Source organism: Staphylococcus sp. GDY8P196P, assembly GCF_017891705.1.
GTDB classification, from domain to species: domain Bacteria; phylum Bacillota; class Bacilli; order Staphylococcales; family Staphylococcaceae; genus Staphylococcus; species Staphylococcus ureilyticus.
Map to the genome: position 1 here is coordinate 128487 of NZ_JAESJS010000017.1, position 24129 is coordinate 152615.

Below are 24129 nucleotides of genomic sequence, written 5' to 3' on the forward strand. Positions count from 1 at the left end.
CTCACTCCTGTCAGTTTACAATATAGTTTGGTTGTTCACCGCTCAGTTGCTTAACTACGTTAGATGCTGTAATATCAGCCATCATGTCTCTTGCCTCGAATGTCGCATTGCCAATATGTGGTGTGATAACTACGTTTTTCATTGATTTCAGTGCTTCAGTAATTTTCGGTTCAAACTCAAACACATCAAGTGCTGCACCTTCAATAATACCTTCTTCTAGGGCTTTTACTAATTCTTCTTCATAAACAATTGGACCTCTTGATGCGTTGATTAAATATGAAGTTGGTTTCATTTTTTTGATCGCATTATAGTCAATCATGTGCTTTAACTTTTCATTATATGCACAGTTCAAAGTTACAAAGTCTGAACGTTTTAAAAGTTCGTCTTGTGAAACATATTCTGCATTTAATTCAGCTTCTTTATCTTCATAACGTTTAGGACCTGAATAAAGCACATTCATATCAAAACCTTTAGCACGTCTTGCAACGGCAGTACCAATTTCGCCTAATCCTATAATACCAATTGTTTTACCAGATACTTCACGTCCTCTAAAGAATAACGGTGACCAACCGTTAAATCCTTTATTACGGCAAAGTTGATCTCCTTCAGGAATTCGTCTTGCAACAGCAAGTAAAATACCCATTGTTAACTCTGCAGTTGAATTGGTTGAAGCAATGGGTGTGTTTGTCACATTGATATCGTGTTCACGCGCAGCTTCAATATCAATATTATTAAAACCAGCACCGTAGTTAGCTATGATTTTTAATTTTGGTGCAGTTTCAATAACTTTTCGGCTCACGTTAGTAGATAATAAAGTGATTAATGCATCAACGTCTTTAATTTTTTCTATTAATAATGCTTCGGAAATTAGCGTTTCACCAGTATACATATCAACGTCAAAATGTTGTTCAAGTTGATTAAGCCCAGCTTCTGGGATAGCACCTGCGATAAAAATCTTCTTCATAAAAATCGTCTCCTCCTATTATGTGAAAATATTCACAATACTTAATTTAAGTTTAACACTATTTGGTGTTTTGGGTATGTAAAAAGTGCCAAAGTGTATTGTGTGTTTTGTGTGATATGGACAAACTGCATTTGTACGTAGAAAAGTGTCGAAAGTTGATTGAATTTCAAGTGAAAATATAATAATTCATTTTTATATAAGTGTTGAGTGCAAGTATTAGTATATTTATGGAAAACCCTTACATTTTAGTGTAATATTATACTAAGAGGTGATTGGTATGGTGAATATAAAAAAAGACCGTATGAAAATATATGTGTTGGATAATGGGCGAATGAAAATGGATAAAAATTTAATGATTGCAAATTCAAACCAAGCGACATTAGATAATCCAAATAAAGAAAATGAACTACATGAATTTCCTATTTATACCGTTTTTATAGATCATCCTGATGCTAAGATATTATTTGATACTGCTTGTAATCCGAATTCAATGGGCGAAGAAGGACGATGGATTAATGCAACACAAAAAGCTTTCCCTTATTTTTCTGATGAATCATGCCACTTACCAAATAGACTAGAACAATTAGGTGTCGATCCTAAAGATGTGGATATAGTAGTAGCTTCCCATTTACATCTTGATCATGCTGGTTGTTTAGAATATTTTACAAACGCAACTGTAATTGTTCACGATGATGAATTCAGTGGTGCAATGAAGTGCTATGCGCGTAATCAACAAGAAGGTGCGTACATTTGGAGTGATATCGATGCTTGGATTAAAAGTGATTTGACTTGGCAAACTATAGCGCGAGATCAAGCACATCTAAACCTTGTAGATGGTGTGAAAGTACTTAACTTTGGTAGTGGACATGCCTGGGGAATGATTGGTTTGGAAATTGAAACTGAAGAGTTAGGAACACTCATCTTAGCCTCTGATGCTATTTATACACAAGAAAGTATGGAACCTAAATTACAACCACCTGGTATTCTTTATGATTCGGTTGGTTGGGCAAATTCAGTGGAATATATTAAGCGCCTTGCTCAAGAAAAGAACGCAGAGATTTGGTTTGGCCATGATGGTAATCAATTTGAATCTTTTAGAAAGTCTACGGATGGTTATTATGAGTAAAGGATGTGTGAAGCAATGAAAACAAAAGCTGCAGTATTATATGAAATGGGTGTTGAAGGGCCATATGAAAAAATGAAGCCTTTAAAAATAGAAACTTTAAATCTTGACGCCCCTAAACAAAATGAAGTGCTAATTAAAATTCATGTCGCGGGTTTATGTCACTCTGATTTGTCAGTGATTAATGGTAGTCGTCCAAGACCAATGCCTATGGCGCTTGGCCATGAAGCTGCAGGTGAAATTATAGAACTAGGTGAAGGTGTTAGTGATTTTGAAGTTGGAGATCACGTTGTCTGTACTTTTATCCCTAGTTGCGGTAAATGTATACCATGTCGTGAAGGAAGACCTGCATTATGTGAAAATGGTGCAGCTTCCAATGAGAAAGGTGAGATGATAGAAGGTGGGTTCCGACTATCTAAAGAAAAAGATGTCATACATCATCATTTAGGTGTTTCTGGATTTTCAGAATATGCTGTTGTCTCAGAAAATTCAATAGTTAAAATAGATCCAGAAATTCCTTATGAAAGAGCAGCAGTGTTTGGTTGTGCTGTCATTACAGGCATAGGTGCTGTTATAAATACAGCTCAGATTAGACCGGGGAGTAACGTAGCGGTAGTGGGTCTTGGTGGCATTGGACTCAATGCTATAATAGGTGCGAGACTGGCTGGTGCTAATGAGATTATTGCTTTAGATATTAACGAAGATAAATTTGAAATTGCTAAAACTTTAGGTGCAACAGCAGTGTTTAACTCAAGTGATGAAAATGTGATTGATGATGTTAAAACATATGTAACAGGTGGCGCTGAATACGTGTTTGAAACAGCAGGTGTAGTACCTGCAATGCAAGTAGCATACGCGATAACAAAACGAGGTGGTTCAACAGTGACCACAGGTTTACCTGATCCAAAAGCAGAATTTTCATTTCCACAAGTAACGTTAGCTGCTGAAGAGAGGACGATTAAAGGTTCATATGTGGGAAGTTGTGTTCCTGACCGTGATATACCAAGATTTGTGAGCTTATATCGTCAAAACAGACTTAATATTGATCCATTAATCAGTGATGTCATCTCATTAGATCAGATTAATAAAGGTTTTGATCAGTTAGCAAATGGCGATGCCGGTAGAATTATTATCAAAATGTCTTAATTAATAATTCAAAATATATAAAACAAAGGTTAAGTTGCGCGTAAAACCAACAAACAACTTAACCTTTTTATAATAGAAAAACGTTGTGAGTTCATATTACATGATACCAATCATTTTCATCCAAATTGATCCTATGCCAATCCAAACGATAAAGTAAACAATACCGAGAATAAAATTCATTGTCCACCAACGTTTTTGGCTTATATAATCAGCAGAAAATAGTATCGGTGCAGGACCGCTACTATAATGTGTTGTTGAAGCTAATAGGTTACCGAAGAAACCTAATATTAAAGCGCTGAGTAATGGCGGTGCACCAGCGGCGACAGCGACTCCTAATAGTGCAGCATACATCGCACTAACATGTGCCGTTGCGCTTGCAAAAAGATAGTGTGAATAAAAATAGAAAACAATTAATAATATGAGCACGATTGGCCAACTAAAATTACCTAAGCTGGATGCAATTAACTTACTTAACCAAGGGATAAAGCCCAGTTTATTAAGTTGATCAGCCATTAATACAAGCACTGAAAACCAAATTAATGTGTTCCAGGCGCCAGTTTCATTTAAAATATCTTTCCAATTTAAAACGCCTGTAATGAGTAAGAGTGAAAGTGCAATAAATGCTGTTAATGTAGCATCTATTTGAATGACACTTCCAGTAATCCATAAAGCGAGTGCTATGATAAAAATAGCAATCATAAATTTTTCTGGAATGGATATTTTACCCATTTTCATTAATTCTTTATGTGCCCAGTTTTTAGCATTTGGTGTTTTTTTAATACTGGGTGGATATATTTTATAAATAATGAACGGTACTATGATCAAAGAAATCAAGCCTGGCACAAGTGCAGCTAAGAACCAGTTCATCCATGTTATATGTATATTCGCAGTGCTTTCTGCAAGGTTTTGTGCGAGCGGATTACCAGCCATCGCAGTTAAAAACATTGCAGCAGTAATTAAATTACCTTGAAATTCAGTGAAAATTAGAAAAGCACCCATTTTTCTTTCTGTACCTTTTTTTGGGTCTGAGCCAAATGATTCAGATAAAGATTTAATAATTGGGAACATAATACCACCTGCACGTGCAGTATTACTCGGTGTTGCCGGTGCTAATATAAGATCTACGCCTACGAGTGAGTACGCGAGTCCCAAGGTCTTTTTACCAAAAAGATTAACGAATTGTAATGCGATACGTCGTCCTAAGCCTGTCTTCACAAAGCCTCTTGAAATAAAAAAAGCTATGACAATGAGCCAAATACTATTATTGCCAAAACCTTGTACGGCATTTTTTATATCAGAGACGCCTGTAATTACCATGACAGTAAAACCTAGTATAGATACAGCTCCAATAGGCATTGGTTGTGTGATACAAGCAATGATCGTTGCCACAAAAATAGCAAACATATACCAAGCTTGTATACTAAGTGAATCTGGTTTGAAAGGGGTGAGCAGCCAAATAAGTATACCGATCACTAAAGGTAAAATGAATTTACGGTACTTTATTGAGTTTTGCATACTACAATTTCCTTCTTTCCATACAGGTTACTTACTACAGTTATCAATTTATACTTATAAAAAAGAGATGTAAAGAAAAAAGGTTATAGACAATTAAATACTGAATGATTCATTTTGTGAATCAAATTATTCGAAGTTTTGAGGTATATTAGAAAAACTAGAAATCAGTTTATGTAATTATACGAAAATTGATCATGGGAACAGAGCTAATATGGGGTTTACACACTCAGGAAGTCTTCGGTTTGTCTGCGCGTACTGTGCGCTCATGCTCATATATATTATAAAAAGACGACTGCTTTACAAATTTTAAATAAAGCAATCGTCTTTGTAATTGTTAAAAATTATTGTGCTGTATAGCCGCCGTCAATTACGATTGCTTGTCCAGTGACACTTTGAGCTTTATCGCTAGCAATGAATACAGCATAATCAGCAACTTCTTGAATATTTATAAGTTGTTTTTGTGGAATGAGTGGGAATAGTACGTCTTCTAATACTTGTTCAACACTCACATTTCTTGTTTTGGCAAGGTCATTCATTTGGCCTCGAACGAGTGGTGTATCAATGTATCCAGGACAGATCGCATTGACTGTCACACCATCTTCGGCTGCCTCTAAAGCTGTAACTTTTGTTAGACCAATGATGCCGTGTTTGGCACTGTTATAAGCAGATTTGCCAGAAAATCCTACAAGTCCGTTGATAGAAGACATGTTTAAAATTCGTCCGTATTGTTGTTGCTTCATTAGCGGAAGTACATGCTTTGTCATAATAAAAGTACCAACTAGCATAATATCTATCATTTGTTTGAATTTATCAGTTGGAAAATCTTCAATATTTGCCACGTTTTGAAGACCTGCGTTGTTAATTAAAATATCAATCTGTCCATACTGTTTTACGGTTTTATCTACTAATGCTTCTACATCTTTTTCATTAGAAACATCCGCGGTAACACCAATACAATCAAAGCCGTTTGATTTAAATGATTCAACTGCACGATTTAATGCATCTTGATTAATATCGGTAAATACAACTTTTGCACCTTCATTTAAAAACACCTGAGCAATTTCCAACCCAATGCCACTCGCTGCACCTGAAATAATTGCGATTTTGTCTTTTAACATATGTTTGCCTCCCTTTTTATCATATTTAGCTTACATTTGTTCAATGGATTAGTAAAATAAAGGGTTTAATTGTGCTATATATGTTCTTTTTTGGGGGAGTTTGATTATAGAAAGTCGAACAATTAAATAATATTTATATTTTAATATAAAATAATAGTATAATTCATTTTAGAAAGAAGGTATAATTTAGTGTAGTTAAAATGAATAGGAGGCTAAAGTTATTGAGTAGGAGAGAATATTTTCATCACGTTGATCATCGGAAAAAGCAACAAAACTCTAAATTAACACTGTGGATAACATTTATTATTACACTGATATTTACCATAGTAGAGTTTGTCGGTGCCATACTTTCAAATTCTTTAGCATTGTTATCTGATTCGTTTCATATGTTAAGTGATGTTATCGCATTAAGTTTGTCTATGGTTGCGATATATTTTGCAACGAAAAAGCCTACGTCACGTTTTACATTTGGTTATCTGAGATTAGAAATATTAGCTGCTTTTTTAAATGGTTTAGCATTAATGATTATTTCATTATGGATACTGTATGAAGCAGTTAAGCGTATGATTTATCAACAACCAATTGAAAGTGGTGTTATGGTTATCATAGCCACGATTGGTTTATTCGTTAATATCGTTTTGACAATCGTGCTTGTACGTTCTTTAAAACAGGAAGACAATATCAATGTTCAAAGCGCATTATGGCACTTTATGGGGGATTTATTAAACTCAATCGGTGTTATCGTTGCTGTCGTGTTAATCCACATAACAGGATGGCAGATGATAGATCCAATCATCAGTATCATCATTTCCTTAATTATATTACGTGGTGGATGGAAAATTGCTAAAAATGCTTGGTTTGTATTGATGGAAGCTGTGCCTGAAAAGTTCGATATAGATAAATTAATTGCTGATATGAAAAGTATAAAAGGGATTGATGATGTTCATGAATTTCATTTGTGGAGTATAACCACGGAACACTTTTCTTTAAGTGCCCATGTTGTACTAAGTGCTCCATCTGAGGATGAATCATTTAATGCCATAAATAATGTTTCTAAATTATTGGAAAATAAATACAATATCAAGCACACAACGTTACAAATTGAAAACCTTAGCATCAATAGTCATTCTAAGATATATTATGAAAATTTGAAATCATAACTATTCAGTGTTTGTAGAAATTTAATTTGTTGAATGTATGATTATATAGACAGAGAGAAATATAAAATTTAAATAAGCTTTCATTATCACGATAGAGAAAAACACCATCTTTTTTATAAAATATGATTAATTTGAAAGAGCTACATCTTCTTAGTTTTAATTTATTAAAATACGCTATATAATTTTAAGCAATAACTTAGAAAGGTGTATATGATGGGTCAATATCAAATTACAAAACCATTAAACAATAATGTTATTATTTGTATGCATCAAGAGCGTGAAGTGGTACTTATTGGCAAAGGAATCGGGTTCAATAAGAGACCAGGGATGGTTGTAGATGATGAGACAATGATAGAAAAAGTTTATGCGCTAGAACAGAAAAAGCAACAAGAACATTATAAAGCACTTATTGAACATGCCGATGATTCTGTCATTCAAGCGATTATTGAAGCGATTAATATGATTACTAATACAGATTTAGAAATTGATGATAATCGCTTAATTGTAGCGTTAACGGATCACATTATATTTGCATATAAACGACTCATGCAAAATCAATATATTAATAACCCTTTTGCAATCGAAACGAGACATCTATACCCTGAAGCTTATAAAATAGCTGCTTCAGTTATCTATAAACTCAATTCAGTATTGTCACTTCAATTTCCAGAAGATGAGGTTGGGTTTATAGCATTACATATTGCGTCTAATATGGAAAAGCTAACAATGAGCGAAATGAATAAAATTAATGATTTAATCAGTAAATGTATTCAAATTGTGGAGCATGATTTACACCAATCTATTGATACGACGTCTGTACAATATCAAAGATTTATTAGACATATTCAATTTTTAATTAGAAGACTGAGTATAGGGGAAACGATCAAGTCGCAAACTGAATTTGAAAAGATGTTGAAAGCGCATTATCCGCTGTGCTATAATGTTGCTGTCAAAATAATGAAAATGATGCAAAAACAGTTAGGTGTCACGGTATATGAAGCAGAAGTTATTTATTTAACATTACATATCAACCACTTAACACAACAATAAATAAGCACGTGTAACTGATTCGATCAGGCATGAGTACTTAGACAGAGCAAAAGCTCAGTTTATTTACTCATGCCTTTTTTTGTGCCTTTGATCTTGTTTTGACGAAAAATAAAGGGACTTATAATATATTATGTTTTGTACATGAACGTTACATAGTTTCTTGAAAATGGAGGATATATTATGTGGAAGAAATTTTTTGGTCAGCTTCAACGTATAGGTAAGGCTTTGATGTTACCTGTGGCCATTCTACCAGCAGCCGGTTTGTTATTAGCTTTTGGGACAGTTTTACAAGGAGACGTTTTACAATCTTATCTCCCATTTATTAAAGCAGATGGATTTCAACATGTTGCTCAAATGATGGAAGGCGCAGGGGTTGTTATTTTCGATAATTTACCTATGATTTTTGCATTAGGCGTGGCTATCGGTTTAGCTGGCGGAGATGGTGTTGCTGCGATTGCTGCATTTGTAGGGTTTATGATTATGAATAAAACCATGGGTGCATTTTTAGGTATTACATCAGATAATGTCAGTGATGCTGCTAGTGGTTATGCAAATGTACTAGGCATACCTACCTTACAGACAGGTGTGTTTGGAGGGATTATCATTGGGGCGTTGGCTGCATGGTGTTATAACAAATTCTATAATATTTCATTGCCAAGTTATTTAGGGTTTTTCGCTGGTAAACGCTTTGTACCGATTATGATGGCAACGTGTTCTTTCATTCTTGCATTTCCGATGGCGTGGATTTGGCCAACCATTCAATATGGTTTAAATGCATTCAGTGAAGGTCTCTTAGAATCTAATACAGGTATAGCCGTATTCTTATTTGGCTTTATTAAACGTTTGTTAATACCATTTGGTTTACATCATATTTTTCATGCACCGTTCTGGTTTGAATTTGGAAGTTTTAAAAATGCGGCTGGACAAATTATTCATGGAGACCAGCGAATTTTTATTGCTCAAATCACTGAAAACGTACCACTGACAGCTGGTAAATTTATGGGTGGGGAATTTCCGGTAATGATGTTTGGACTACCTGCTGCTGCTCTAGCAATTTATCATTCGGCAAAGAAAGAAAATCGTAAAGTGGTTGGTGGTTTGATGTTATCAGGTGCCTTAACATCATTTCTTACAGGTATAACAGAACCGTTAGAATTTTCGTTCTTATTTGTAGCACCGCTCTTGTTCTTTATTCATGCAGTGCTAGACGGCTTTGGCTTCTTAATTATGTACTTATTGAATGTACATTTAGGCTATACTTTCTCAGGTGGATTTATTGATTTCTTACTGTTGAACATCTTACCTAATAAGACAGCTTGGTGGCTTGTTATTCCAGTAGGCATAGTCTATGCAATACTTTATTACTTTATATTTAGATTTATTATCAAAAAATTAAATTATAAAACGCCTGGTAGAGAAGATAAAGAAATGCAAAATAATTCTGTATCAGTAAGTGAGTTACCATTTAAAGTTTTAGATGCAATGGGTGGAAAAGAAAATATTAAACATCTTGACGCATGTATTACACGTTTAAGAGTAGAAGTTAATGAAAAATCTCAAGTAGATGTTGAAAGTTTGAAACAACTAGGTGCTTCAGGCGTACTAGAAGTAGGCAATAATATGCAGGCGATTTTTGGGCCGAAATCAGATCAAATTAAGCATGATATGGCACAAATTATCGCTGGTAATATCACAAAACCAGAAGAGACAACGATTGAAAGTGAAGCGATGAATGAATCAGTTACAGTTGAAGGTGAAACGATTTATGCACCACTTAAAGGTCGTACAGTACCGTTGGATGAAGTACCAGACCAAGTATTTAGTGATAAATTAATGGGTGATGGTCTTGCGATTTATCCAGATAATGGAGAGGTTGTGGCACCGTTTGATGGCACAGTAGAGTTAGTCTTCCCTACCAAACATGCGATAGGTTTAAAATCTGAATCAGGTGTAGAAGTGTTAATACACTTTGGTTTAGAAACTGTTGGATTGCAAGGAGAAGGTTTTACAGTACATGTAGATTCTGGAGACACGATTGTAAAAGGTCAATTACTTATGACTGTAGATTTAGACTATATTAAAACACATGCAAAAAGTGACATTACGCCGATTATCGTAACTAATTCTGGAGAACACGAGATTAAAACAACACATGACGGTGCAGTCGACACAGGAGAAGTGTTAATTAAATTATAATATATATAAAACCTCTTAATTCACAATATCGTGTAATTAAGAGGTTTTTTGTAGAAAAACAGTATTAATCTTATCATTCAATCAATTAATCTCCGATAATCATATTATCTATTAAACGTGCTTTGCTGAATTTTACAGCTAGTGAAATGAAAATTTTTCCTTTAATGCGTGTGATTGCTTCTAATTCTGGATAACTATATATAGCTACCGTTTCTATGTTACCGGATGTATGCTGTTCAATATATGTTTTAGCTGTGTCTATTAATTTGGCACTATTACGCTCTCCTTGAAGATATTGTTCGTTTGCTAACTGTAAGCTTTTATATAGTGCAGGCGCTTCTTGTCGTTCTGTATGCGTCAAATAAACGTTGCGTGAACTTTTAGCGAGACCATCAGATTCGCGTACTGTATTAACACCAATGATGTCTATTGGATGATTAAAATCCATGACCATCTTTTCGACGATAGCTAGTTGCTGTGCATCTTTTTTGCCGAAATACGCACGTTGTGGGCGAATAATGTTAAATAACTTGTTAACAACTGTGATGACACCATTGAAATGGCCAGGACGTTGTGCACCTTCTAAAACAGTGGCGAGCTTACCAGCATTTAACTTTATCGTAGGTTCTTCTGGGTACATCTCTTCTGCTTCAGGATAAAAGATATAGTCTACACCAACCGATGCTGCTTTAATTTTATCTTGGTCTATATTCCTAGGATATGCATCAAAATCTTCATTTGGTCCAAACTGTAGTGGATTTACAAAAATGCTGATGATTGTAACATCATTTTCCATTACGGATTGTGACATCATTTCCAAATGGCCTTCGTGTAAAGCACCCATGGTTGGAACAAAGCCGATGGACTGATTATTTTCTATTAAATTTGCACTTAGTTTACTCATTTCTTGAATAGATGTAATTAATGTTGTCATTCTGATACCTCATCCATAATTTGTTTTTTATACGTATGTGATTCATCAGGAAATATTTCGTTTTTGACTTCTTGATGATACTGCATTAAAGCTGTGATGCCGCTGGAAAAGTCTCCATATTGCTTGACGAATTTAGCTTGGTGTGGCACTTCATAGTTCAGCACATCATGATAAACCAATACTTGTCCATCAGTATCCTTACCTGCTCCTATACCAATCACTGGGATGTCTAAATTTTTGGTGATTTGTGCAGCTAAATCACTCGGAACAGCTTCTAAAACGAGCATAATGGCGCCAGCTTGTTGTACAGCGTAAGCATCATTTATGAGTTGCTGTGCTGTTTCTTTTGTGTTGGCTTGCATCTTGTACCCAGTAATACCAACGCTTTGTGGTGTAAGTCCTAAATGTGAAACGACTGGTAGACCAATGTGATTACAATTTTTTATAAAATCAATTAAATGTGCACCTTCAACTTTGATTGCATTTGCGTTAGTTTGTTTGTATAAATCTATAGCATTTTCTAAATCAGAGTGTTCGCTGATGCCAACAGCGCCAAAAGGAACATCAACAACCATAAATGTATTAGGGGCACCACGTCGCACAGCTTTCGCGTGATGGATCATATCTGACATTGTTACTTGAACTGTACTTTCATAACCTAAGACAGTCATACCTAAAGAATCACCAACTAAAAGGGTATCGATTTGTGCAGATTCTGCTTGTTTTGCACTAGGATAGTCATAAGCTGTAACCATTGAAATTTTATTTGCGTGCTGTTTCATATCAATTAAATGTTTTAATGTTAACAATTAAACTCAACTCCGTTGTCTCAATATTTTTATATTTAATCATATATTAACGAATGTATTCAAAAAATAAAATTAATTTAATACAACTTTTTATACTTGATAAATAAATTAAAATGTTTTCTACGAGCAAAATCGACTAAATTGCAAATAATATTAGGTGTGTAATACATATTAGTTTATAATAAATAGTAAATAATAAGTAAAATACACAATATAAATTATTAGTTTTAAAATTTATTAAAGCAAATGATATCAATAATAGACTTCAGGGATGAGAATGAGGGGAAATCATGATTTATACAATAACGAGCACATTACCACCAGTACATGGAGGCAGAACTAAAGCATTGCTAAGCCGAATAAAATTAATAGATAGTGAATTGGGAATCAAAAGTAAAATTTTAACAACGAATTATAATGCCAATTATCCATCTGTTTATGAAAAGTTTATAAATGAAGGAAAGGTGACAGAACATACAGAATTTGAAAATTTATATGATTGGCTGAGTGGTTTCAAACTATTAGAAACGCCAAAGACTAAATTTAAAAAGCAACCAAAGTATCAAACGATGGACCGTGAACTCGAAGGGTTGGAAAGTAAAAGTTTTAAAGATGGAAATGTTATGAGATATTACAAAAATAATAATTATGTATTGTACAGAAAATATTATGACAATAGCAATATAGTTCAACTTGAAGATTTTATGTCATCTATTAGTAAAAAACGGTTAGAACGTTGGGAATATAATGAATTTGGTCAATTGCATAGAAAAATTTATTACACGCATAAACCTTTTTCGAAATTATGTGAAGTTTATTTTGATACATACGGAGCTATATACTGTAAAAAATTTTTTAATACAGAGAGAGAAAGTTTAGATTATATCCAACTTTATAAAGATGATAGACCTTACTTATCCTTTAATAGTGAAAAAGCATTATTTAAATATTATTTCGACCATCAGTTCAGTGAAGATGATGTAGTATTTAATGATGCCAGACTTTTAGATGAACCATTATTAAATCAAAAACATGCGACTAAAAATATTTTAGTTTTTCATAATAGTCATTTGAATGGACAACAAATGAAAGGTTCATATAAATTTGCGCTCAATCATTCTGAAAAAGTAGAAAAATATTTAATATTAACTGAAAAGCAAAAAGAAGATATTTTTAGCCAAGTACCACTAGATGAAAGACAATTATCAGTAATACCACATTCGATTAAAACTTATAAATCACTTGCAAACGAAAATAAGTTAGATCGCTTTGTTTTTATAGGTAGATTAGGTTTTCAAAAACAAGTAGACCATTTAATTAAAGCGTATAAGCAATTTTTAGATTATGGCTATGATACGAAATTATCCATATTTGGTATGGATGAAGATGGACAGAAAAAAGTGTTGTTGGATTTAATTGAGCAATTTGGCATTCAGGATCAAGTAGAAATCAACGCTTTTACGAATAATCCTTTGAGAGAATTTCAACAATCAAAAGCCTCACTTTTAACAAGTAAATTTGAAGGATTTGGTTTAACTGTCATGGAGAGTATCGAAGTGGGTTGTCCAGTAATTGCTTATGATGTGAGATATGGACCGTCAGAGATTATAAATCATGGTGTGAATGGTTATCTCGTTGAGCCAGATAATATTAAAGCGTTTGCTGACTGTATGGCTAAAATCATCGATGAGCCATTTAATAACGTACAGACTAGACCCGAACTTAGTCATGATAAAGCTGTAGAAAATTATAAAAAACTATTTCAAGACATCGGGTATACTAAATAATAAAATTTTTTCCGTCTCTCTTTATCATATATTAATCAGTATGTTTCTGCTGCATATTTTACAAAATAAAACATATACGAAAAAACAGTTGTCATTGCTTAATCAAAGCAGTGTCACTGTTTTTATTTTGTTATTATCCATTTGAAGGTTGGTCGTTGTGATTTAAAATATTAATAAATTGAATAAAATACTTGTCTCTTATATACAGCGTGTTATATTAATGTTAATTGCAATTGTTTTTTAAACTATTTTATTGTTCGTCAATATTTGTTTTGATTATACTTTTTAAAAAGGAGTAACAATGAATAAATTTAAATTATTGATTATCATGTTGTGTTTAGTCTTAGTTGGATGTTCTGCTCAAGAAAATGAAGCTGAACATAAAGACAGTAAAAATCATGAAAAACAGCAAAGTAGCAATAGTGAAAATAAGCATCACAAAGAAGTGAAGCATGGTGTAACGTATATTGATGATATTTTAATTGTGAACAAAGATATTTCGTTACCAGAACATTTTAACCCTGGAGAAAATAAAAAAGCACGTCATGCATTACAGAAACTTTTAAATGATGGTAATAAACAAGGATTTCAATTATCAAACGCTAGTGGTTTCAGAAGTTATCAAAGTCAAGAGCAGTTATTTGACCAATATGTTCAAAGAGATGGAGAAAAAGCAGCCAATAAATATAGTGCGAAACCAGGACATTCTGAACATCAAACTGGACTGACATACGACATTGTTTCTGAGAATACAGACACCAACTTTAAAACTTCTTTTGGTAATACCGAGGAAGGTCAGTGGCTCAAAGACAATGCTTACAAGTACGGTTTTATCATCAGATATCCCAAGAATAAAACACATATTACGGGATACCAATATGAACCGTGGCATATCAGGTATGTTGGAAAAGATACAGCTAAAAAATTATATAAAAGTAATGAAACATTAGAAGAGTACTTAGATCTATATCCAAAAAAATAAGATCAAATTCGAAATGTGCTTGATTAGTTAATATAAATTTTTAGAGAGGAATGGTCATCATTGTTTAAGAAATTAAGTGTGGTGATGCTAAGTTGGTTGCTCACTTTAACTGTTATTGCACCAACAACGACAATAACTGCTGAAACAGAAAAATCACCGAGTTCTAAGCAAAGTACACAATATAAACCAGAAAGTGTTAGTGTGACAGCACAAACAGGTCAAATTTTATATCAAGATAAAGCTGAAAAAGTAACGGATCCGGCTTCGTTGACTAAAATGATGACGATGTATTTGACATTGGATGCAATCGAAAACGGAGATATAAAACCTACAGACAAAATAAAAATCACTTCTGATTATGAAAAAATGTCTGTATTACCTGATTTGGCTAGTGTTCCTTTAGAGAGAGGAAAGTCATACTCTATTAATCAATTTCTTAGACAAATTACTTTAGAGTCGAGCAATGCAGCGACACTAATTCTAGGGGAAAAGGTGAGTGGTTCAACATCAAAATTTACAGATGAAATGAACCACAAGGCAAAAAAACTCGGTATGAATCATACGCGTTTTGTGAATCCTACAGGTGCTGACAACCATCTTTTGCAACAATATGCACCCAAGCAATATCAAAAAGAACGTAAAACACAAACTACTGCAGATGATATGACCATTCTAATGCAACATTTATTAAAAGATCATCCTAAAATATTAAAATATAGTTCTAAAACGACAGATAAACAATTTGGAACAAATTTAAAAACAAAAAATCTTTCTTTAAAGGGACAACGATTTGAATTAAAAGGTGCAGATGGATTGAAAACTGGAACAAGCGATGAAGGTTATAGTTTAGCGTTAACAGGTAAACGCAATGGTTTACGTCTCAATGAAGCGATTCTCAACGTGAAGCCATATCCAAGTATGAAAGCTAAAAATGAACGCCATAAAATTGCCAATGCGCTTATTAATAAACAATTTAAAAAATATGAATACCGAAAAGTATTAAGTGAAGGCGAACACGAAATTAACGGAAAAACGTACCAAGTTAAGCAGGATTTATATGATGTAGTTCCTAAAAAAATGGATCATTTAAAGTTTAATGTGAATAAAGAAGGCAAGGTATATGTGGCATATAAGCGTCAATTTATGAAAGGTTCGCATGCCCCCCAAGTAGATGCTACAGTTAAAAAAGAAGACAATAAATTTACTGCATTTTTCAAAAATTTGTTTAGCAAAGATGCGCATAAAATGTCACAAATATAATCTGTATATTTCTAATTAAATCATTCAATTTATCTGCTGATACCACGATTGTGTGACGTGTGTCAGCAGATTTTTTGTTGTTAATTAAGTTCAATCTATTAAGTTGGTATTCATTGCAAACATATTCACTGGGTAATCATTGCTTATACATGTATTAAGGCTTATGGTAGAAGTGTATAGGAGGTTTTATGAATGCGTAAAAAATTCATTAATGCATCAATTTATAAGTATGATGAAGCTTCAGAAATTTTAGTGGAAAACGGTAAGTTTAAAACATTTGGAAAGAACCTTGGTGAAGCGGATGAAGTAATTGATTTAGGAGGCGCTTTGGTCTTGCCACCATATGTAGATGCGCATCTTCATCTAGATTATTATTTTACAGGACAAGACACTCAAATCAAAAACACATCTGGGACGTTATTTGAAGCAATTGATTTATGGAATGATTATAAAAAAGGCACTACAAAAGAAGAGATGAAATCACGTATGCGTCAAGCAGTCAAAGACGTTGCAAGCTATGGTACACAATATATACGTGCTCAGACGGATTGTACTGACCCCAATTTAACGGGCATCAAAGCAGCACTTGAAGTAAGGGATGAATTGAAAGATAATATTACAATTCAGGTCGTGGCGTTTCCTCAAAATGGTATGTACGCTTTTGAAGCGCAAGGTAAAACGGGTCGTGATTTAACTGAAGAAGCCTTAAAATTAGGTGCAGATTGTGTCGGTGGTATTCCACATAACGAATGGAGCCTAGAAGAAGGAACGAAATCAATTAAAGAAATCGTTAGACTTGCGATCCAATATAATAAATTAATTGATGTACACTGTGATGAAACAGATGATGTACAAGCACGTTTCTTAGAAATATTAAATGCTGAAGTGATGAAACAAGGTTATGGAAATGCTACGACAGCTTCACATACTTGCTCATTTGGTTCAGCAGATGATGCTTATGCATTTCGAATGATGGGTCTATTTCGTCAATCAGGTTTAAACTTTGTCTCTTGTCCAACCGAAAATTTATATTTACAAGGTAGGCAAGATAGTTATCCAAAAAGAAGAGGTTTAACACGTGTTAAAGAGTTTGTAGATAATGATATTAATGTTGCTTTTGGTCAAGACTCAATCGTCGATTTATGGTACCCAGCAGGGTCGGGTAATTTAATGAATATCTTAGATAATGGCTTGCATGCCACACAATTAATGCGAGAAGAAGATTTCCCACGCAATTTCGACTTAATTACTTATAACGGTGCAAAATTAATGCATTTAGATGAGGATTATGGATTATCGGAAGGTAAGCCAGCGAACTTTATCGTGTTGGACGCACCAAATGTATTTGAAGCACAACGTCGACGTGTTGACTGTCTTGCTTCGATACGTAATGGTGAATATCTATTTAGAAAAGAAAAGCCGAAATATACAACTGCATTAGATATTGATCGCCAAACAAAATAATACGTGTAGTTGCATCGTATAAGATAAAATGCTGAGACGATAGAAAGTCCCAGCATTTTTTGTGTATTCATGGCGTGTATTGAAGTGTGTATTTTATGAAACTATAATGACGCTCCATTCGTTGAGATAATATTTTAGTAGTAAAAAAGTTTATATAAATATAAAAATTATAAAAAGCGAGCACTTGAACTGTGCTCGCTTATTGTTTATCTTTTTTTAAATTTAATAATCTCAATGAATTTAAAATAACTAGGATAGCAGCGCCAGTATCGCTGAGGACAGCTAACCATAAAGTTAATAACCCAGGAAATACTAATATGAAAGCAATCAGTTTAATAATCACTGAGAAGTAAATATTTTGCTTGATAATTGTTTTGGCTTTTTTACTAATAGAGATAGATTTTGGAAGTTGCTGCAAGTTATCTGACATCAAAACAATATTTGCTGTTTGCATTGCAGTATCAGATCCGACACCGCCCATTGCAATTCCTACATCACTTTGGGCAAGTGCAGGTGCATCATTGATTCCATCACCAATCATACCAACACGATAACCACGTTTTTGTAAATCTTCAATTGCTGATAATTTATCTTTAGGCATTAATTTTGCATAAGTTTCACGAATACCTGCAAGAGTTGCAATTTTGTTTGCGGTCTCTTGATTATCGCCAGTTAACATAACTGTATTTTTAATGTTGTATTTCTGCAACTGTTGAATAGTTGATTTTATATTTTCTCTTAATGGATCTTCAATCGTGATCAAACCATATAATGTTGTCGTTGAGGATATGATAATGATTGTGTAACCTTGTTTTTCATAATGACTAAACAGTGATGCATGTGATTTTATTTTAGGATTAATGGACTCAATCAAACTTTGATTTCCTGCATAAACGATTTGATTATCTATTTTACCTTTGATGCCTTTACCAGTTATATTTTCAAAATCTTTAACATGTTTGGGTGAAATATTTAATTTAGCGGTGTGGTCCACAATAGCTTTACTTATAGGATGTGTTGAATAAGCTTCCAAGCTAAGTGCAAGCTGTAATAGTGTTTGTTCATCACTTTCCATATGTTTAACAGCTGTTACCTTAGGTTTTCCTTCAGTGAGTGTACCTGTTTTATCAAATGCTAATGCATTTAAAGAACCTAATGCTTCTAAGTAATTACCACCTTTAATAAGTACACCATTTTTTGCCGCATTGCCAATCGCTGTCACTATAGCAACAGGCGTTGAAATGACCAACGCACATGGACAAGCGATAACAAGTAATTCTAGTCCTTTATAGAACCATTCACCCCAGGAACCTAATGTAAACATAGGTGGTATGGCCATTACTAATAGTGCTAATACAAAAGCAACAGGTGTATAAATTTCTGAAAACTTGTCTATAAATGCTTGTGCAGGTGCTTTGTTTGCTTGTGCTGCTTCTACCATATTAATGATTTTTGAAAGTGTAGTATCTGCTACTAATGTAGTAACTTTGATTTTCAATGTACCATTTTCATTAATAGAACCAGCATAAACGTCATCATTCGTTGTTTTATCAACAGGTATAGATTCTCCGGTAATAGGTGATTGATTTAAGCTAGATGTTCCCTCAGTAATAGTGCCGTCTAATGGTATGCGTTCTCCAGGCTTTACAAGAATAATATCGCCAACGTGAATCTCATGTAAATCTTTAGATATAATACCTTCTTTAGTATATAAGTTGGCTGTTTTGGGCGTTAATTCCATAAGTGATTGAATGGAATTTCTTGTTTTGTCTATCGAAATTGTTTGTAACAAAGTACCAATTGTGAATAGGAAAATAACAATAGCACCTTCGAAAAACTCGCCGATCAGCATAGCGCCAATAACTGCAACTGTCATTAAGACGTTCATATCCAGACTTTTGGATTTTAATGAATAAAACGCACTTTTAAATGCTTTCATGCCGCTAACCAATATGGCAATTGTATATAAAATGTAAGAAAATCCAATTGGTAGTGATGTTATTGACATTAATAGCCCGAGTATTATGAATATGGCAGAAATGATTGGTTTAGTAAATAATCTTAATTTCTGCTCATCATTTTTTTTATTGTTTTGTAAAGTGGCAGTATAGCCAATCTTAGCGACTTCTTTTATAATATTTTTTTCATTTTGGCCATCGATATTGGCTTGAAGTTTACCTGTAGAAAAGTTAACTTGTGCATCTTTTACATAGGGAAGGTTCAAAACATGTTTTTCAACGGTTTTAGCACAATTTCCACAGTCCATGCCTTTAATCATAAATATTGTGTTTTGTGTTGATTGTGGTTGAGTGTTTTGAATATCATAACCTAGTTTTTCCACAGTTTTTATAATTTGGTTTGTCGTATTTGCAGTACTCACTTCGGCTGTTAATTTACCAGTAGCGAAGTTAACTTTTGGATTGTAAACAGCATCTAAGGGTACGAGTGCTTTTTCTATCGTTGTGGCACAAGAACTACAATCGATACCATTAACTTGAAAAGTAACTTTCTGTAATGTGTCAGTAGCGTTTTTTATATCTTTTGACACTTTTTCATTGTTCGCATTTTGACAAGTGTTAGTGCAACAAACATCAGATGATTTATTCATCAGCATCATCCATTCTTAAGTTATTATGGTATTTACAAGTGATAATATCATCTTTTGTTTCTTCTACAATATGATCTACCAAACTCAATAATTCTAAAATATATGGATTTTTAATTTGATAATAAATATATTTACCGTCTTGTCTAGCAGTCACTAAGCCACATTCTTTTAGACAAGATAAGTGTTGAGAAATACTAGATTGGCTCATTTTTGAGCTTGAAACAATTTCGTTAACAGTCATTTCGGAGACCTTTAATAATTCTAAAATAGTTAATCTAACTTTATTAGAAAGCCCACGTAAAAAACGTGCCTGTAATGTAAAATCATTACTATTCATTTTGAACACCTCATATTAGTAAAACTTAATATATAACATATTAGCATTATCTAATATGTTATAGAAGAGAATATCGTTAAAAATAAGAAAATGATATAAATTTGTTGGATTTTAGAAGGGAATAAGTGAAAGTAGTAAATATTGTTGACTTTAAGAAAAGCATGGGTTTGGATACAATAATGCCATTATTACATATAGAAGAGCGTTCAATAATCATGTGTTAACATGCAACGACAAAAAGAAACATGAAAAAAGAGTTGGATTGAATATATTTCTTACTTTTAAGCTGATGTTTTTGCTTGATATTGTGAAATATAGACATTCAACTCATTTTGCAGTAGTGGACATTACACTGATAGAAAAATGTTATTCTTGTCCACACTGCAAGATTAAAGATATTATTGTTCGCTTATATTATATTGTTCTTTTGCCATTAAACGCAGTGGTCCATAAAATACAATTTTAAATAAACTTTCTACTAAAGTTTGTGGATCAATTTTCCGATTATCTTTCACCCAATATTTAATGAAAGAAATAGATGCACCTGCTACATAACTGTGAAAATAGTCTAGTGGAATGCCATCAACCGTATCTTTTGTAACTAAATGTTTTTTCATATTTTCATACATGACTTGATTTATTTTTGTTTCTAACTGGCTTCTTCTTTCTAACATAAATATGGTTTTATAGAATTCAAAGTTTGTATCGATATGGAGGATGATTTTTTTTAATTTTTCTTCAGTAAAAATACGAGCAAATGCTTCTGCATCCATGCCTACATAAAATTTATCTTTTGTGCTTAATGTATTAGACAAGTCTTCAATATAATCATTTTCCATTTTATTTAATAGCATATATTTATCTTCATAATGGAGATAAAAAGTACCGCGATTAATATCAGCTTTGTGTGTAATATCACTAATCGTTATTTTATCTAGGTCTTTTTCATTTAATAATTGTATAAATGCATGTTTAATAGCATTTTGTGTTTTTCTAACACGTCTGTCTTCAGCCATATATTGAATCTCCTTTTTATTTAATAGACATTTATCTTAAAAGTGTTCATTAAAGAACGTCTTGAACATAATTGCATATTGTATATTACTTACTAATTATTATAATAGACAATGTGATAAATATTCAACACTGTGTTCGTTAAATAGGAGGGAATTAAAAATGAATATTTTTAAAAATAAATTATTATGGCTTGCACCGATTGCAGCTATTCTAATATTTGTAATATTTTCAGTCGCTTTTTATCCAGCATTTAACCCTAAACCCAAAGATATTCCAATTGCAATTGTTAACAACGATAAAGGTGTTGATATGCAAGGTAAAAATATTAATATAGGTAAAAATTTAGAAGATAAATTGCTAGATAGTAATTCAAATAAAATAAAATGGATTCAAGTTGATAATGAAAAAGATTTAAAACAAGGGATGCAAGAACAAAAATATTTTGGAGCAGCTGTTATAGAAAAAGATTTTTCAAAAAATGCTTTAAGCAAAACACAAAAAGTTGTGATGGATTCTAAAAAAGAAGAAATGCAAGATAAAGTTCAATCTGGAGAAATACCAGCAGCACAAGCTAAAATGATGCAAGAAAAAATGTCACAATCTGGCGAGAATCAACAAATAAAACCTCAAAAAGCAAGCTTTAAAACATTTATTAATGATGGTGCAGGTGCGCAAGTTTCACAAATGTCTTCCCAAGTTTTAAAAGGCATGGGTGATAACATGAACCAACAAATTACTAAACAAAGCTTAGATATTTTAGAGAAACAAAACATTGATTTAAAAGCATCAGATATTCAAAGTTTAACGCACCCAGTTAAAGTGGATAGTGAAAAAGTAAATAAAATCGGTAGTCATCAAGCAGGTGGCAATGGTCCATTCTTAATGTTTATGCCTGTTTGGATGGGTTCTATTATTATTTCTGTATTACTATTCTTTGCATTTAGAACAAGTAATAACATAGCGATACAACATCGTATTATTGCATCATTAGGACAAATTGCCATGACAATTGTTACAGCATTTGTAGGAGCTTTCACGTATGTGTATTTTATGAAACTAGTATTAGACTTTAATTTCAATGCGCCTAATACAACTGCTACATTTATCGCATTAGCAATCATGGGGTTTGTCGGACTTATTCTAGGTACGATGACTTGGTTAGGCTTGAAGTCTGTTCCAATCTTTTTCTTATTAATGTTTTTCAGCATGCAATTAGTAACATTGCCAAAACAAATGTTGCCTGATTTTTATCAAAAATATATTGTCGATTGGAATCCATTTGCACATTATGCAAACTCATTAAGAGAAATTTTATATTTACATGGCAGCATTCAATTAGATACAACGATGTGGATGTTTATCGGATTCATGATTTTTGGTGCTATTTCTGCACTGATTGCAGCTATAATTAGAAAACACAGTACAAAACGTACAGAAGTTCCGTCTTAAATTTTTAAAACAGAAGTTTATAAAATATAATACACCATCGCTCTAAAACGATTTTTAATGAATCGTTTTAGAGCTTTTTTAATAGGTAATGGTTGAATTTATAAAACGTGGAATAAAAATATGTGATCAGTTATTTCATCGATATGTGGCTGTGCTTTTCTGTTGAAATGAATGTGTTAAAGTGATCATTTTTGTGGTTGAGCTAAGATTTATCTGTTAGAAAATTGGTTACGATATTCAGTAGCGCTAACTTTAAAATGTTTTGTAAAAGTTTTAGAAAATAGAAGCGGGTCTTTATAACCAACTTGAAGTGCTATTTCATTTATTAAAGTATTACTATGGATTAATAATTGAGAAGCATGATACATTCGGATATAAGTTAAATATGCTTTTGGAGAACAATTTAAGTTTTTCTTGAATAGTCTAAATAGATGACTTCGTGTCACATTGACGTGATTTGCTACATCTACAATCATAATGTCTTTTTGATAGTTTGAGTTGATGTAAGCAACCGCTCTTTGAATATCTACATTAATGATATCAACATTAACAGAAAATGCTTTAGGAAATTGTTCTTGTAATTGATAAACTAAACTATATAAGTGCTGCATAATTAAAATATCTTTGGAATTATTTGTTTCAATGGATTTAGAAAAGTCGCATATTTGTTGAATAATATGTCTTATGCTAGATGTTTCTTTATTTGTAATAACATGTTGATCTACAATGTAGCAACGTTGTAAGTAATCTAAAATCTGTTTTCCGCTTATGCCAATCCAGTAATACGTCCATGGGTTAGAAAAAGAAGGTTTATATTCTACATCCATACCTTTCTCTAATAAAAACATGTCACCTTCTTTTAAAGTATGTGCTTTACCATTATACATAAATACGCCCTCTCCATTCGTCACAATATGCAAAACAGCGTCCCTTATTACTGTATATCTATAGCCAACATTTGGTACACCAATTTCAATACCACATTCTATTAAATTAGCATCAATATGCTTTTTTTGAAATTTTTTCCATAATATTTGCATCCAACATACCTCTTAAAATAAATAATCTTTAATTTATATAAACACAATTTAATTATGAAATGCAACATTTTGCCATATATCATCATCATTATGCTATTCATAGTTGGCATACGCTGTTGATAAAATAGTAGTAACAATTATGAAAGCGTTTTAAATTGTATAAATTCAGA

The 24129-nt window shown here is 32.8% G+C and carries 19 protein-coding genes; 10 read left to right on the top strand and 9 right to left on the bottom strand.

Annotation, left to right across the window (positions count from 1 at the left end; all coding sequences use genetic code 11):
• Nucleotides 1-10: 10 nt before the first annotated feature.
• Nucleotides 11-964: an NAD(P)-dependent oxidoreductase gene (locus tag KA814_RS09795; RefSeq protein WP_064209926.1), complete on the bottom strand. Its 954-nt coding sequence runs from the start codon at nucleotides 962-964 to the stop codon at nucleotides 11-13.
• A gap of 277 nt (nucleotides 965-1241) precedes the next feature.
• On the opposite strand from KA814_RS09795, the gene ahlS reads away from it, so the two are divergent.
• Both ahlS and KA814_RS09805 read left to right on the top strand, forming a co-directional pair.
• Nucleotides 1242-2090, top strand: coding sequence for an AhlS family quorum-quenching N-acyl homoserine lactonase (gene ahlS, locus KA814_RS09800; protein WP_046206906.1), 849 nt, complete (start codon nucleotides 1242-1244; stop codon nucleotides 2088-2090).
• A 15-nt stretch (nucleotides 2091-2105) separates the two neighbouring features.
• Entirely contained in the window at nucleotides 2106-3233 is a 1128-nt protein-coding gene (locus tag KA814_RS09805) for a zinc-dependent alcohol dehydrogenase family protein (RefSeq protein WP_064209925.1), read from the top strand.
• Between the two features lie 96 nt (nucleotides 3234-3329).
• Here the strand turns inward: KA814_RS09805 and KA814_RS09810 are convergent, their stop codons facing one another.
• Nucleotides 3330-4748: an anion permease gene (locus tag KA814_RS09810; protein WP_064209924.1), complete on the bottom strand. Its 1419-nt coding sequence runs from the start codon at nucleotides 4746-4748 to the stop codon at nucleotides 3330-3332.
• Nucleotides 4749-5089: 341 nt separating this feature from the next.
• Nucleotides 5090-5866, bottom strand: coding sequence for a 3-hydroxybutyrate dehydrogenase (locus KA814_RS09815; RefSeq protein WP_064209923.1), 777 nt, complete (start codon nucleotides 5864-5866; stop codon nucleotides 5090-5092).
• A 200-nt stretch (nucleotides 5867-6066) separates the two neighbouring features.
• On the opposite strand from KA814_RS09815, the gene KA814_RS09820 reads away from it, so the two are divergent.
• From KA814_RS09820 to ptsG, 3 genes are all read left to right on the top strand, one after another.
• Nucleotides 6067-7026 carry a cation diffusion facilitator family transporter gene (locus tag KA814_RS09820; protein WP_064209922.1) on the top strand — a complete coding sequence of 320 codons (960 nt, stop codon included), beginning with the start codon at nucleotides 6067-6069 and terminating at the stop codon, nucleotides 7024-7026.
• 213 nt (nucleotides 7027-7239) lie between these two features.
• Nucleotides 7240-8076: a glucose PTS transporter transcription antiterminator GlcT gene (gene glcT / locus KA814_RS09825; RefSeq protein ID WP_064209921.1), complete on the top strand. Its 837-nt coding sequence runs from the start codon at nucleotides 7240-7242 to the stop codon at nucleotides 8074-8076.
• Nucleotides 8077-8256: 180 nt separating this feature from the next.
• Nucleotides 8257-10272, top strand: coding sequence for a glucose-specific PTS transporter subunit IIBC (ptsG, locus tag KA814_RS09830; protein ID WP_064209920.1), 2016 nt, complete (start codon nucleotides 8257-8259; stop codon nucleotides 10270-10272).
• 85 nt (nucleotides 10273-10357) lie between these two features.
• Here the strand turns inward: ptsG and panC are convergent, their stop codons facing one another.
• Entirely contained in the window at nucleotides 10358-11206 is an 849-nt protein-coding gene (panC, locus tag KA814_RS09835) for a pantoate--beta-alanine ligase (RefSeq protein ID WP_064209919.1), read from the bottom strand.
• The gene (panB, locus tag KA814_RS09840; protein WP_064209918.1) at nucleotides 11203-12015 is read right to left on the bottom strand and encodes a 3-methyl-2-oxobutanoate hydroxymethyltransferase; all 813 of its coding nucleotides are present in this window, start codon (nucleotides 12013-12015) and stop codon (nucleotides 11203-11205) included. Before panB ends, panC begins: the two co-directional genes overlap by 4 nt.
• A gap of 290 nt (nucleotides 12016-12305) precedes the next feature.
• Here panB and KA814_RS09845 point away from each other — a divergent pair, with 290 nt between their 5' ends.
• The 4 genes from KA814_RS09845 to KA814_RS09860 all read left to right on the top strand — a co-directional run bounded on the left by KA814_RS09845 (nucleotide 12306) and on the right by KA814_RS09860 (nucleotide 17508).
• On the top strand, nucleotides 12306-13802 hold the full coding sequence (locus KA814_RS09845) for a glycosyltransferase (RefSeq protein ID WP_064209917.1): 1497 nt from the start codon (nucleotides 12306-12308) through the stop codon (nucleotides 13800-13802).
• Nucleotides 13803-14103: 301 nt separating this feature from the next.
• A complete protein-coding gene (locus KA814_RS09850; RefSeq protein ID WP_064209916.1) occupies nucleotides 14104-14784 on the top strand; it encodes a M15 family metallopeptidase in 681 nt (226 codons plus the stop codon).
• A gap of 60 nt (nucleotides 14785-14844) precedes the next feature.
• A complete protein-coding gene (gene pbp4 / locus KA814_RS09855) occupies nucleotides 14845-16044 on the top strand; it encodes a penicillin-binding protein PBP4 (RefSeq protein WP_040030581.1) in 1200 nt (399 codons plus the stop codon).
• A gap of 192 nt (nucleotides 16045-16236) precedes the next feature.
• On the top strand, nucleotides 16237-17508 hold the full coding sequence (locus KA814_RS09860) for an amidohydrolase family protein (RefSeq protein ID WP_064209915.1): 1272 nt from the start codon (nucleotides 16237-16239) through the stop codon (nucleotides 17506-17508).
• 199 nt (nucleotides 17509-17707) lie between these two features.
• Here the strand turns inward: KA814_RS09860 and KA814_RS09865 are convergent, their stop codons facing one another.
• The 3 genes from KA814_RS09865 to KA814_RS09875 all read right to left on the bottom strand — a co-directional run bounded on the left by KA814_RS09865 (nucleotide 17708) and on the right by KA814_RS09875 (nucleotide 21469).
• On the bottom strand, nucleotides 17708-20116 hold the full coding sequence (locus KA814_RS09865; RefSeq protein WP_064209914.1) for a heavy metal translocating P-type ATPase: 2409 nt from the start codon (nucleotides 20114-20116) through the stop codon (nucleotides 17708-17710).
• A complete protein-coding gene (locus KA814_RS09870; protein ID WP_046206924.1) occupies nucleotides 20109-20453 on the bottom strand; it encodes an ArsR/SmtB family transcription factor in 345 nt (114 codons plus the stop codon). Before KA814_RS09870 ends, KA814_RS09865 begins: the two co-directional genes overlap by 8 nt.
• A 398-nt stretch (nucleotides 20454-20851) precedes the next feature.
• Entirely contained in the window at nucleotides 20852-21469 is a 618-nt protein-coding gene (locus KA814_RS09875; RefSeq protein WP_064209913.1) for a TetR/AcrR family transcriptional regulator, read from the bottom strand.
• Nucleotides 21470-21629: 160 nt separating this feature from the next.
• On the opposite strand from KA814_RS09875, the gene KA814_RS09880 reads away from it, so the two are divergent.
• A complete protein-coding gene (locus KA814_RS09880) occupies nucleotides 21630-22919 on the top strand; it encodes a YhgE/Pip domain-containing protein (protein ID WP_064209912.1) in 1290 nt (429 codons plus the stop codon).
• 209 nt (nucleotides 22920-23128) lie between these two features.
• Here KA814_RS09880 and KA814_RS09885 read toward each other — a convergent pair whose 3' ends face one another.
• A complete protein-coding gene (locus KA814_RS09885; RefSeq protein WP_064209911.1) occupies nucleotides 23129-23959 on the bottom strand; it encodes an AraC family transcriptional regulator in 831 nt (276 codons plus the stop codon).
• Nucleotides 23960-24129 lie beyond the last annotated feature (170 nt).